Origin of the sequence: Nostoc sp., assembly GCF_036917315.1 — a bacterium.
GTDB lineage: Bacteria > Cyanobacteriota > Cyanobacteriia > Cyanobacteriales > Nostocaceae > Nostoc.
In genome coordinates, this window is the sequence record NZ_JBALDR010000020.1 from 88,570 (window position 1) to 100,726 (window position 12,157).

At 42.7% G+C, this 12,157-nt stretch carries 12 protein-coding genes; 7 read left to right on the forward strand and 5 right to left on the reverse strand.

Annotated features, from left to right (window positions below):
• Positions 1 to 141: 141 nt before the first annotated feature.
• The 4 genes from V7K84_RS11045 to V7K84_RS11060 all read left to right on the forward strand — a co-directional run bounded on the left by V7K84_RS11045 (position 142) and on the right by V7K84_RS11060 (position 3,674).
• Complete coding sequence (locus tag V7K84_RS11045) at positions 142 to 1,200, forward strand: chlorophyll a/b binding light-harvesting protein (protein WP_334838035.1); 1,059 nt, start codon at positions 142 to 144, stop codon at positions 1,198 to 1,200.
• An 82-nt stretch (positions 1,201 to 1,282) separates the two neighbouring features.
• Positions 1,283 to 2,806 (forward strand): chlorophyll a/b binding light-harvesting protein, encoded by a 1,524-nt coding sequence (locus tag V7K84_RS11050; RefSeq protein ID WP_334838036.1) that lies wholly within the window; start codon positions 1,283 to 1,285, stop codon positions 2,804 to 2,806.
• Between the two features lie 300 nt (positions 2,807 to 3,106).
• Positions 3,107 to 3,382, forward strand: a complete 276-nt coding sequence (locus tag V7K84_RS11055; RefSeq protein WP_334838038.1) for a hypothetical protein — start codon at positions 3,107 to 3,109, stop codon at positions 3,380 to 3,382.
• Positions 3,383 to 3,428: 46 nt separating this feature from the next.
• Positions 3,429 to 3,674 carry a DUF7219 family protein gene (locus tag V7K84_RS11060; RefSeq protein ID WP_334838040.1) on the forward strand — a complete coding sequence of 82 codons (246 nt, stop codon included), beginning with the start codon at positions 3,429 to 3,431 and terminating at the stop codon, positions 3,672 to 3,674.
• A gap of 172 nt (positions 3,675 to 3,846) precedes the next feature.
• On the opposite strand, the gene V7K84_RS11065 is transcribed toward V7K84_RS11060, so the two are convergent.
• Positions 3,847 to 4,176 (reverse strand): DUF2973 domain-containing protein, encoded by a 330-nt coding sequence (locus V7K84_RS11065; protein WP_334838041.1) that lies wholly within the window; start codon positions 4,174 to 4,176, stop codon positions 3,847 to 3,849.
• A 306-nt stretch (positions 4,177 to 4,482) separates the two neighbouring features.
• Positions 4,483 to 4,800 carry a DUF2605 domain-containing protein gene (locus tag V7K84_RS11070; RefSeq protein ID WP_322677914.1) on the reverse strand — a complete coding sequence of 106 codons (318 nt, stop codon included), beginning with the start codon at positions 4,798 to 4,800 and terminating at the stop codon, positions 4,483 to 4,485.
• A gap of 614 nt (positions 4,801 to 5,414) precedes the next feature.
• Here V7K84_RS11070 and thrS point away from each other — a divergent pair.
• The 3 genes from thrS (at position 5,415) to V7K84_RS11085 (ending at position 8,660) form a co-directional block, all read left to right on the forward strand.
• The gene (gene thrS / locus V7K84_RS11075; protein ID WP_334838048.1) at positions 5,415 to 7,250 is read left to right on the forward strand and encodes a threonine--tRNA ligase; all 1,836 of its coding nucleotides are present in this window, start codon (positions 5,415 to 5,417) and stop codon (positions 7,248 to 7,250) included.
• Positions 7,251 to 7,750: 500 nt separating this feature from the next.
• Positions 7,751 to 8,257 carry a hypothetical protein gene (locus V7K84_RS11080; RefSeq protein ID WP_334838042.1) on the forward strand — a complete coding sequence of 169 codons (507 nt, stop codon included), beginning with the start codon at positions 7,751 to 7,753 and terminating at the stop codon, positions 8,255 to 8,257.
• Positions 8,258 to 8,543: 286 nt separating this feature from the next.
• A complete protein-coding gene (locus V7K84_RS11085) occupies positions 8,544 to 8,660 on the forward strand; it encodes a GMC family oxidoreductase N-terminal domain-containing protein (protein ID WP_334838043.1) in 117 nt (38 codons plus the stop codon).
• 57 nt (positions 8,661 to 8,717) lie between these two features.
• On the opposite strand, the gene V7K84_RS11090 is transcribed toward V7K84_RS11085, so the two are convergent.
• From V7K84_RS11090 to V7K84_RS11100, 3 genes are all read right to left on the reverse strand, one after another.
• Positions 8,718 to 8,855 carry a hypothetical protein gene (locus V7K84_RS11090; protein ID WP_334838044.1) on the reverse strand — a complete coding sequence of 46 codons (138 nt, stop codon included), beginning with the start codon at positions 8,853 to 8,855 and terminating at the stop codon, positions 8,718 to 8,720.
• Positions 8,856 to 9,149, reverse strand: coding sequence for a hypothetical protein (locus V7K84_RS11095; RefSeq protein ID WP_334838045.1), 294 nt, complete (start codon positions 9,147 to 9,149; stop codon positions 8,856 to 8,858).
• 99 nt (positions 9,150 to 9,248) lie between these two features.
• Positions 9,249 to 12,157 (reverse strand): HEAT repeat domain-containing protein (locus tag V7K84_RS11100; protein ID WP_334838047.1); only part of this gene is annotated, 2,909 nt, incomplete at its 5' end.

A 12,157-nucleotide genomic window follows, 5' to 3' on the forward strand; every position in this document is an offset into this window, starting at 1 on the left:
TCATCCTTGCGGCTTGCATCAACCGCCACTAGAAACGGAGCGAAGATTATTAATGAGACTTTCTTTCATTAATTGAAATTTTAGTGTAGACTCTTTTTTAAGAGTTATTGAATAAGATTCTCAATAAAAGGTAGATGTAAAATGACAACTTCTACAAGTCCGCTGTCGGTAGAGCAAGACCTTACTGACTCGCCTTGGTGGGCTGGTAACGCCAGACTCACCAGCTTATCAGGGAAATTACTAGGCGCTCACGTCGCTCATTCTGGTCTAATCGTTTTCTGGGCAGGAGCTATGACTTTATTTGAGCTAGCCCATTTTAATCCAGCGGAACCGATGTACTCGCAAGGCTTAATTTTGCTACCTCATTTAGCTACTGAAGGTTGGGGTGTTGGCGCAAATGGTGCAGTCGTGGATACTTATCCCTACTTTGTAATTGGAGCTTTGCATCTAATTTCTTCAGCCTTTTTGGGTTTCGGAGGAATCTTTCATTCCCTGCGTGGCCCGGAAAAATTAGAAGGTAGAATTCCTTTCTTTGGCTACGACTGGTCAGACACGGGTAAAATGACCACAATCCTTGGTATACATCTGGTTTTACTGGGTTGTGGTGCATTCTTGTTAGTCGCCAAAGCAATGTACTTTGGGGGTTTGTACGACCCAAATGTTGAAAATGTGCGGGTAATTACAAATCCGACATTAAACCCAGGCATCATTTTTGGTTATCTGTTTGGCGCAATTAGGAAATTCTGGATTGCTGGCGTTGACAACCTCGAAGACGTGGTTGGCGGACACATTTGGGTTGGTGCGATATTGATTTTCGGTGGACTTTTCCACATTGTGACAAAGCCCTTTACCTGGACGCATCCACTATTTGTTTGGTCTGGAGAAGCTTACCTTTCTTACAGTCTGGGCGCTTTGGCACTGATGGGCTTTATTGCAACTCTGTTTGTATCAGTAAACACCACTGTATATCCTGAAATTTTTTATGGGCCGGCGCTCGTGGTTAGACAGAATATCGTGCCGTACTTTTCATCACCTGACCCTGACCTTGTAACTGCCCGGACTTGGTTAGCTAATGCCCATTTTTGGTTAGCTTTCTTCTTTCTCCAAGGTCATATCTGGCACGCCTTGCGGGCGCGTGGGTTCGATTTTCGCAAGGGTAGGGTGAGTCAGGAGGCGGTAATTCCGCAACCAATTAGCTAAATTCGCTTTAATGCAATAAGTTTGCAATTGTCTAGAGTATAAGCTCAACAATATTGCTAAATATTCTCAAGGAGTTTTGGAAATGACAGCAGTAATTGAAGATAGCCCATATAAGCAACAGATACCTGATGTTGGTTGGTGGGCTGGTAACTTTCGTCTCACTAATTTATCGGGAAAATTACTAGGCGCTCATATTGCCCATTCTGCATTGATTTTGTTATGGGCTGGAGGGATGACGCTGTTTGAATTGTCGCGCTTCAACCCTAATGTGCCAATGTATGAGCAAGGGTTAATCATACTGCCTCATCTAGCAACTCTAGGTTTGGGTGTCGGTGCTGGTGGGCAAGTTATTAGCACCTATCCCTACTTCGTAATCAGCGTTTTACATCTGATACCTTCAGTGATTCTGGCTGCTGGTGGTATTTACCACTCTCTGCTGGGGCCAGAAGTGTTACAAGATAATCCCACTTGGGCTGGATTTTTTGGCTATGACTGGGAAGATAAGGACAAGATGACAACCATCTTGGGCATTCACCTAACACTTTTAGGTTTGGGTGCTTTGGCTTTAGTTGCTAAGGCGGTGTTTTGGGGTGGACTGTTTGATCCTTGGGCTGCTGGCGGTGGAGATGTTAGGGTAATCAATCATCCGACACTTAACCCATTCCGCATTTTTGGCTACCTATTTGGGGCTTGGGGTTCAGAGGGATTGGCTGCTGTTGATAACTTGGAAGATGTTGTTGGCGGTCACATCTGGGTTGGTTTGATGTTAATTGGCGGTGGTATTTTCCACATCTTGACTAAGCCATTTGCTTGGGCACGCCGAGTTTTGATTTACTCAGGGGAAGCGTATTTATCTTACAGCATTGGTGCTGTAGCATACATGGGCTTTTTAGCAGCATATTTTGCATCAGTCAATAACACTGTCTATCCCGAAGTTTTTTATGGCCCAGTTAGAGCTATAGAAACTTCTGCTGGTATAGTTTCTGCTCGTGGTTGGTTGGTAACTTTCCATTTTGTCCTAGCGCTCATATTTCTGTTAGGTCACATTTGGCACGCTCTCCGCGCTCGTGCGATCGCAGGCGGATTTGATTTTAAAAATGGTGATATGGTTCAGCCTCCACGTGTATATCGCCAAACGAGTAATCAAGTAACCGTAGTCAATTCTTCCGATTTGACGCTGAAGTTTCTCAAATACTTGCCAATTTACCGCCCTGGTATATCTGCTTTGTGGCGGGGATTAGAAATTGGCATGGCTCATGGTTACTGGCTAGTTGGCCCCTTTGCTACGTTAGGTTCATTAGGTTTATTACGCAATTCTAATGTGGGCAGCTTGGTTGGTTTACTAGCCACAGGCAGTTTGATTATCATCCTGACAATTGGTTTTTCGCTTTATGGCACTACTAGCTACGAAAGACAACAGGAAATCTATTCACGATCGGTTGCGGTTGCAACAGTTGCCAAAGTACCACAGAGCATCAATACTGTCGCCGAATGGAGTCAATTTACTGAGGGCTTTTTGATTGGTGGAATTGGTGGAGCAATCTTCGCTTATCTGCTATTGACTAGTGTTGCTTTATTCGGTGCAATCGCAATTAACTCGATTTAGTATCCATGATGTAAAGACGTAGAATGCTACGTCTTTACAGTCAAGTATCTAGTGAAATTAAGTACTGATTAAATCAGTATTTATATCAATAAACCTACCTAGTGAGAAATGCATACATACGGTAATCCCAATATCAACAAGTTAATAATTAGATTGCTTAGGCAATGACATATTGATTTATGTCTACCTACTGACTTAGTTATTTTAGTTTCACTCAACACCAGCTAAATAATATTTCATGCCTGCGGTTAAAAGCAGTTGACTGCGGGCACTTTTTTCTAATCTTTAGGAGGATGACTTATGCTGGCTACAATTTTTTGTGCTTCATTTGCTTGGGCCACTTTGATTTTCTTTGTTTTGAGTATCTGGTTTACTTTAAAACAAGGGATAAATCATTTAAAAAAGCTACATGAAATTCCTTGTCATGCTTGTGAATATTTTACTAACGACTATCGCCTTAAGTGTACTGTACATCCAATGAAAGCTTGTTCTGAGGAAGCGTTCGGCTGTCTTGACTTTGAACCTCAAACTTCTTTCTGTAATGCTTGTCAAAAGGGTGCGCGAAAGCTTTGTTAAAATTTTCCAATTAGATAATTTCTAATCCGTAAGACTCTAAATATTTATGAACCGACAATCTGATTTGCTATCCGAACTATGTGATTTTCTATATCCTCGTAGTCCATATTATGGGCAATTTAAACCAGAGTATCTAGTATTTAACGCTAATCTTCAAGATTTTTCTCAACGGGTAAACTACATTTGCAGCCTCCAAACTAATGGTAAACTTTCCCCAGAAGAGGCTTACAAACAAATTCACATTCTCTGGAGACAGTTGAAAAGTGCTAAAAAAGAATTGGAAATTCGTTAAATAGAATGAAAATTGTATTCGCCTGCGATCGCGAGTATTTTTAACAAAATGCAAAAAAGCTACATTGACTGATTGATATGAGAATAAATTTCTACTAAAAAAATTAAGGATGTAAAAACAACAATCATTTACACCCAAACTCCTAACAGACGCGATTAATCGCGTCTCTACGTTATACTTCTTCAGAATTATCTCTTTTATGTCCTGGGGATGCTTCGTAAAGTGCATCAAGATGTTGACGCGCATCTTCAACGTTGATTGAACGCATTACCAAAAGTGGCTCTTTAATTAAGTTTCCAGCGCTATCTAATAACTCTGGATGGGGTACAAATTGTCTCTTTGATGAATAATAACCATAGTTGCCTTGATTATTCATTGGCGAAGAATTCGTCGGGTAAGTTCGCTCGCGATCGAAACTGAACATAATCAGGTTACGAATTAAGTTGCCAACAGCTATAAATGCAAGGATTGTAAAAGCAAGAATGTAAAGCAGATGTAACATTGGATTTTCCTCCAGAACAGGAATTTTTAAACTTTATTTTGTAACGCTTTGTTTCGCTGATACTGTGACTCACAGTTAAGACGAGTATTCTACGCACTCTTCATGCGCTTACATTTATATGGAGCTATTTGTCAACCGTTATTCCACTTACGGTAGCATAGGATACATTATTTTGTTAATCCAGATAATGTTAAGAAATTGTTAAGAATTTTCTACTATCTTTTTAACGACCGATTTACCATCTTGCGTAGACGCTTCCTTGGCTAGTCTTGAGACATCGCTAAGTTGTCAGCCGAAATTTAGCGCTTAGACTTCACGTCCTTGACGAAAGCGCATTGCGACATTCCAGCATTCTGTTACTAATTCATGCCAAGGCATTAACGTTGCCATATCAATTCCGACTTGTTTATCAGTTGCATTAAATAGCATCTTCGCCGTATTTAGTTCATCCTGCGCTTGCTTAACCCGCAAGAGCAAGTCAGATTGCTCTTGGTCACTCATAAATGATAGTTCCTCAGTTTCGAGTAAATGGCGCGATCGCGTAAACCAATGCTGAAAATCTTCCAGCAGCGGATCTAAAACCGTTTTTAGCAACTCAGTCCCTGGTAAATTTGAGTCTGACATAAATGAGAGAGATATTTCAAACTTGCTTACTAATATTAACGTTATTTACGTTTCTTAATACTTTTTTGGTTTCTCTCATAATTTCGTAATGTAAAATTTTGTAACAAAGGGCACAAAATTCATTATATAGTCTTGATATCTGGTTTGTACAGTGCCTTTGGAGAGGTAACTATAGGTATATATGACACCGAGTTGCAATTCATAAGCTAATTTAGCGATCGCGGGCAATCCTGAATTTGACATTCAGGTAAGAAATCAAAAATTTATCTTTATCTTTGGATTGAAGAAGAATTCAGGAGTCAAAATCCAGGACTCAGAATCAAACCGCTACGCAAAGTCGTTAGTTATTAGTCATTAGTCCAAGAGAAAGCACGCCCACTCTGTAACATAGTTTGAATTACTCCGATGAAAGAAAAAGTTTTTCTGCCCACCATCAAAGCAAGTTTACAGTGAGCTTTGTTGAACTGCTCATGGCATTGCAAGGGATGGGGTATGCACCAATGACAAATGACAAATGACAAATGACCACTTAACCAAAGTCGTTATAGTTGAATAAGCCTACAGATTCAGATAAATCAACTTTTGTAATCACTTCGCCAACGGTTCAGCAGCCAATGTCGCCAAATTCATCAAATCAGTCACAACAGTCAGAACAAGTTGAAAAAATTTATTTACCGCGTACCAGCGAATCGGAGAACTTAAAAAAGATTCGCCACACTGCTTCCCATGTAATGGCAATGGCAGTACAAAAGCTGTTTCCCAAGGCACAAGTTACAATCGGCCCTTGGATAGAAAACGGCTTTTACTATGATTTCGACAGTCCAGAACCATTTAGCGAAAACGATCTCAAAGCCATCAAGAAAGAGATGGTGAAGATTATCAATCGCAAATTGGCAGTAATTCGGGAAGAAGTCAGCCGCGAAGAAGCCGAACGCCGGATTCAGGAAATTAAGGAACCCTACAAGCTAGAAATTCTGGCAGATATCAAAAACGAACCAATCACGATTTACCACCTGGGGAATGAATGGTGGGATTTGTGTGCGGGGCCTCATCTAGAAAATACCAGTGAATTAAACCCTAAGGCAATTGAATTAGAAAGCGTTGCTGGCGCTTATTGGCGTGGGGATGAAACTAAAGCCCAATTACAACGCATCTACGCCACCGCCTGGGAAAGTCCAGAACAACTCGCTGAATATAAGCGACGCAAAGAAGAAGCGCTACGGAGAGATCACCGGAAACTGGGTAAGGAACTGGGATTATTTATATTTTCCGATCTAGTAGGGCCAGGTTTACCTTTGTGGACACCCAAAGGTACTTTGTTACGGAGTACTTTAGAAGACTTCCTGAAACAAGAACAGGTAAAACGGGGTTATTTATCTGTAGTAACGCCTCACATTGCCAGAGTAGATTTATTTAAAACTTCTGGACACTGGCAAAAATATAAAGAAGATATGTTCCCCCTAATGGCAGATGATGAGGAAGCTGCTGCACAGGAACAGGGCTTCGTTATGAAGCCGATGAACTGCCCTTTTCACATCCAAATATATAAGAGTGAGTTACGCTCTTATCGAGAACTACCGATGCGACTGGCAGAATTCGGTACTGTTTACCGCTACGAACAATCAGGGGAATTGGGCGGTTTAACAAGGGTGCGCGGTTTTACTGTGGATGATTCTCACCTGTTCGTCACCCCAGAACAGTTAGATAGTGAGTTCCTCAGTGTGGTGGATTTGATTTTGTCGGTGTTCAATAAGCTGCAACTGAAGAACTTTAAAGCTAGACTCAGTTTCCGCGATCCTGCTAGTGATAAATACATTGGCAATGATGAAGTTTGGGACAAAGCCGAAGGTGCAATTCGCCGGGCAGTTGAAACTTTGGGGATGGAACATTTTGAAGGTATTGGAGAAGCGGCTTTTTATGGCCCCAAACTTGACTTTATCTTTAGTGATGCCCTAGATCGGGAGTGGCAATTAGGAACTGTGCAGGTTGATTACAATTTGCCAGAACGCTTTGAGTTGGAATACGTCGCTGAAGATGGGGTTCGCAAACGTCCAGTGATGATTCACCGTGCGCCTTTTGGTTCGCTGGAACGGTTAATTGGGATCTTAATTGAAGAATATGCGGGCGATTTCCCTTTGTGGTTAGCGCCAGTGCAAGCTAGATTACTCCCAGTGGGTGATACACAGCTAGACTTTGCTAAAGATGTGGTGGCGAAGATGAGAGCGTTGGGCATCCGTGCAGAAGTTGATACAAGTGGCGATCGCTTGGGTAAACAAATTCGCAATGCAGAGAAAGAAAAAATACCCGTGATGGCTGTGGTGGGAGCGAAGGAAGTGGAAACCAACACCTTGAGCATCCGTACCCGCGCCTCTGGAGAATTGGGAGTTATCCCTGTCGATGAAGTGGTGGATAAAATGAAGGATGCGATCGCTAAGTTCGAGAATTTCTAAAATCTAATCGCAGACGCACACTAATTATGATTAGTGTGCGTCTTGCCTAGTAGGGTATTGAGGCTTACTGAATCGATGGTCTAGGTGTTGGGAAAGGAGCGATGTCTACGACGAGCTTCTCTACGAGACGCTACGCGTAGCTTGCTTCCCGAAGGGTACGCTTACGTAACGTATTTAAATCAAAAACTTAATTAGAATCCAGAAATTAAATATGCGTTATCCAGAACTTTTGTAGAGACGTAGCAGTACTACGTCTCTACATTTTTTTCACTCATATTTCTATTAATGGAGTTCAAAGATTTATTTTAATTTTGACTTTTAACGGGCTGTGGAAAGTTAGAAAGTATCACAGACGACAAAACTTTTCTCAATCACCGCACCCAAGAAAACTTTTCGAGTTATTCAACACTGTTAGGATTGATTTAAAGACTTGTGGAATCTGCTCTTCCTAAACAGACTGGACTTGCATAAATTACTGTCAATAATTTTTGACTCACATCATGAACCGCTTTACTTCTATTTTGCTCGCCGGCTTGATAGCATCTGCTTCAGCTTTGGCTATTTTTCCAAAAGCTGATGCTAATACACCAGCATCTTATCCTGCTGAGTTAGATAGCTACATCTCTCAACGCAATGATGATGGGAAGTACGAACTTCATAGTCGTCACCACAGAAATGGTGACTATGACCGCCAGAATGACCTTCGGAACATTCGTGACGATAATAACCGTCGCTATGACCGCGACAATAACCGTCGCTATGACCGCGATAATAATCGCCGTTATGACCGTGACAATAATCGCCGTTATGACCGCGATAATAACCGTCGCTATGACCGCGATAATAATCGCCGTTATGACCGCGATAATAACCGTCGCTATGACCGCGATAATAACCGTCGCTATGACCGCGATAACAATCGTCGCGATGACCGCGATAATAACCTTCGCAACATTTATGACAATAACCGTCGCTATGAGCGCGATCGCAACTGGGGTCGTGATTAATTCCTTTGCCCATTTATTAAGCTTAGTTCCAGGTGAACTGAGCATTAATTCTACCTGGTAGTAGGACAAACACAATCTCTTTTTCCACTCATTCTAATATCTGACTTTTTACTCTTATCTAGAAAACTTCGCTTCCATTCCCTAGTAAGAAAGCTTGCTCAGGGTTTAGGTTTAGCATTAGTTTTTCTAGATGATGTGAAAGGTCAGATTTTTATTTCAGTTATTTCGCAGCATTTAAAGGCAGTAATGGCTCTTATTTCCAAAATTGGAAATCTAGTTTCCGCTCATGACGATGCACCAAACCTTTGTAAATCAGGAAGTTATTCTCAGTACTGGCGCGTTTGATTCACCTAAAGTGCTGATGCTCTCTGGAATTGGAATGCAGAACATCTGCGATCGCTAGACATTGGTGTAGTCGTTGATTTGGCTGGTGTCGGCGTAGATGCAGAGCGGCTTGAGATCAGACATCGCTCTGCCTAAATTTATATGTTTTAAGCTGCGATCGCAATATATTTAATATCAAATACTCGTTAACAGAGATCAAAGGTGGATTCATCCGGTTCAAAGACTCGTTAACGGAGATCAAAGGTGGATTCATCTAGTTCAAATACTCGTTAACAGAGATCAAAGGTGGATTCATCCGGTTCAAAGACTCGTTAACGGAGTTCAAAGGTGGATTCATCCAGTTCAAATACTCGTTGACGGAGATCAAAGGTGGATTCATCCAGTTCAAAGACTCGTTAACGGAGTTCAAAGGTGGATTCATCCAGTTCAAATACTCATTCACGAGTATCAAAGGTGGATTCATCCAGTTCAAAGACTCGTTAACGGAGATCAAAGGTGGATTCATCCAGTTCAAAGACTCGTTAACGGAGTTCAGAGGTGGATTCATCCAGTTCAAATACTCATTCACGAGTATCAAAGACTCATTTTAATTAAATCAAAAATTTTCCCTCAGACTATAAGTCTCTTTATTAATTACGAATTAATATCACGACCTTGGTCGCAACAATTGCACAAAGGTATCACTCACAGTATGGTCTTTGGTATCGGCGGCGTATTGAACTAATTTTTCCTTTAGTTCTTTAGCAGCATCTAAAGGCAGTAAGTTTACTAGCAAAAAGTAGACACCGCGAAAACGGGAGTCGCCCATGTGGTCAATCAGCCGATTTTTCGCTTCATCGTTCTCGCCCAGAAAGTTCTGCACTAAAAAGAATTCCATAATCTTATCGTGGCGGAAAAGCCATTCTCTCTTGGCTGCACCTTCTTCGTTTTGCCACTGACGGCTGACGACCATTTTATATTTCTCATCTTCTAAAGACTGGACTACCTGCTGAAATTTATCTCCAGGTAGCGCCTGCTCATCGTTCAGCCGCATCTGATAGACAGCATCGGAGAATTTTTTTAAGGGAAATTCCTGGTTCCACTCTTGCAGGTATTCGGCTGCCATCAAATTATATTGCTGTTGTTGCAGGTGAAACAAATCGGGGTATTCACCTTGGGAGATCATTAACGCCACAACAGTTAAATCCATTGGGTTAGAGAGAACTCTTTGGTTAGGAGTTAACTCCTCTGGTGATTGCTGCTTGCTGAGGGCTGTTGCTAGATAGCTAGTGCAGGCTTGCTCGTAATTATTACCCTGAACTTTGGCATCTTTGGGCAGTCGTGGCTGACGGGAAATCAAAAATTGCTGAATTTGGGCTGGCTCAAGGGACTGTAATTTATATATCTTGGCTGTTGAGGGTGGTGTCCACTCTAGGGGCTGGGTAGTCATGATGATGTTACCCCGGAAATAGCTTTCGACAAACTGACAAATTTTTGCCCTGGTGTCGGCTGTGACTTCGTTGAGTCCGTCAATGCAGATATCTAACGCACCACTGTAAATTAAATTCTTGAGAAAATCAGCATCTTGTGCTTGTCCGTGCAGCTTGGCTTGAATTGCTTCAATTACCCCTTTGTCACACTTGCGGGCGGGTAAATAAACCACAATGCGCGGTGAGGTTTTCACCAGATGGCGGAGAAACATCGACTTACCAAAACCAGAATCACCTTCTAAGACTATTTGCCCTGCGATGCTGGGTAGCACCTGGGTAATTGCTTGGGGTTCATCTGCACTGGGAACTTTCACTTTAGATTCTGGAAAGTATGTTTGGGGGTTAAAATTATCTAACCCGGCATCGGCTAGTAGGGAAGGCTTGAAGGGTTCAAATAACTTGCGGCGGAAAAAGGGAATCCAGGCGAGGAGAAAGCCGACGTAGCCCACGCCTAAGATGCGCCTTACCCAAGGGTTCCAGAAGAAGATGGCTTGAACTTGGGGAAATTTGGGATAGGCAAAGATGAGGGCAAGCCAAAAGGCAGCATGAATCAAAATAGTAGTTATGGCGTTGAAAAACCACTGCCTACCCTTGAGGTTAACTATTACTGATTGCAGCGAATCAGCTTCATTGAATCCGGCATTTTTGAGGTTGTTGTAGTGGGTTTCTAAAATAACAATATCTTGCGGTTTCCAATGGACTTTTCTCGCAACTACAGCAATTTGCTTTGCTAAGTCTTCGCGTAATCGTGCAAAATCTCGACTCGGTTCCCAGACTTGGGCAAAGATTTTGAGAGTTTTATCACCGCGATCGTGGTTCAATTGAGTAGGAATTGTTTTAGTGTCAGGGCGTCCTAGCCATGTAAGCAGTGTTTTAACTTCATCAGTGCCGCCACCCAGGAAATATGTCAAAAATCGCCACTGTGCAAATTCTGATTGACCATCGTTATAGATGCTATCCAGAATTACAACAATATTATTCAGGTTAAGTTGTTCTATCTTTCCCAATGCCTCTGCTGCACCGGAACGAACATAGGAGTCAACAGTTTTATCCTTCAGGAAGTCGAGGATGTCTTTGAGGTAGGGTTTGCCTGCCTCCCCCAGATTTCCCAATGCCGATGCTGCACCGGAACGAACAGAGGAGCGAAGGGATTTATCCTTGAAGAAGTCAGCAATGTCTTTGACGTAGGGTTTGGCTGCCTCCCCCAAATTTCCCAATGCCGATGCTGCACCGGAACGAACATAGGGGTCAACAGTTTTATCCTTGAGGATGTCAGCAATGTCTTTGACGTAGGGTTTGGCTGCCTCCCCCAGATTTTCCAATGCCTTTGCTGCACTGGAACGAACAATAAAGTCAACAGTTTTATCCTTGAGGAAGTCGAGGATGTCTTTGACGTAGGGTTTGGCTGTTTCCCCCAGATTTCCCAATGCCCTTGCTGCACCGGAACGAACATCATTGTCAACGGTTTTATCCTTGAGAATGTCAGCGATGTCTTTGACGTAGGGTTTGGCTGCCTCCCCCAGATTTCCCAATGCCGATGCTGCACCGGAACGAACAGAGTTGTCAACGGTTTTATCCTTGAGGAAGTCGAGGATGTCTTTGACGTAGGGTTTGGCTGCCTCCCCCAGATTTCCCAATGCCGATGCTGCATAGTAACGAACAGAGGAGTCAACGGTTTTATCCTTGAGGATGTCAGCGATGTCTTTGACGTAGGGTTTGGCTGCCTCCCCCAGATTTCCCAATGCCGATGCTGCACCGGAACGAACATACGGGTCAACAGTTTTATCCTTGAGAATGTCAGCGATGTCTTTGACGTAGGGTTTGGTAGCCTCACCCAGATTTCCCAATGCCGATGCTGCACCGGAACGAACAGAGTTGTCAACGGTTTTATCCTTGAGGATGTCAGCGATGTCTTTGACGTAGGGTTTGGCTGCCTCCCCCAGATTTCCCAATGCCGATGCTGCATAGTAACGAACAGAGGAGTCAACGGATTTATCCTTGAGGATGTCAGCGATGTCTTTGACGTAGGGTTTGGCTGCCTCCCCCAGATTTCCCAATGCCGATGCTGCATAGTAACGAACAGAGG

Coding starts and splice junctions, on each gene's coding strand:
- V7K84_RS11045 (WP_334838035.1), top strand. CDS start 142: ATGACAACTTCTACAAGTCCGCTGTCGGTAGAGCAAGACCTTACTGAC.
- V7K84_RS11050 (WP_334838036.1), top strand. CDS start 1,283: ATGACAGCAGTAATTGAAGATAGCCCATATAAGCAACAGATACCTGAT.
- V7K84_RS11055 (WP_334838038.1), top strand. CDS start 3,107: ATGCTGGCTACAATTTTTTGTGCTTCATTTGCTTGGGCCACTTTGATT.
- V7K84_RS11060 (WP_334838040.1), top strand. CDS start 3,429: ATGAACCGACAATCTGATTTGCTATCCGAACTATGTGATTTTCTATAT.
- V7K84_RS11065 (WP_334838041.1), bottom strand. CDS start 4,176: ATGTTACATCTGCTTTACATTCTTGCTTTTACAATCCTTGCATTTATA.
- V7K84_RS11070 (WP_322677914.1), bottom strand. CDS start 4,800: ATGTCAGACTCAAATTTACCAGGGACTGAGTTGCTAAAAACGGTTTTA.
- thrS (WP_334838048.1), top strand. CDS start 5,415: ATGTCGCCAAATTCATCAAATCAGTCACAACAGTCAGAACAAGTTGAA.
- V7K84_RS11080 (WP_334838042.1), top strand. CDS start 7,751: ATGAACCGCTTTACTTCTATTTTGCTCGCCGGCTTGATAGCATCTGCT.
- V7K84_RS11085 (WP_334838043.1), top strand. CDS start 8,544: ATGACGATGCACCAAACCTTTGTAAATCAGGAAGTTATTCTCAGTACT.
- V7K84_RS11090 (WP_334838044.1), bottom strand. CDS start 8,855: ATGAATCCACCTTTGATCTCCGTTAACGAGTCTTTGAACCGGATGAAT.
- V7K84_RS11095 (WP_334838045.1), bottom strand. CDS start 9,149: ATGAATCCACCTCTGAACTCCGTTAACGAGTCTTTGAACTGGATGAAT.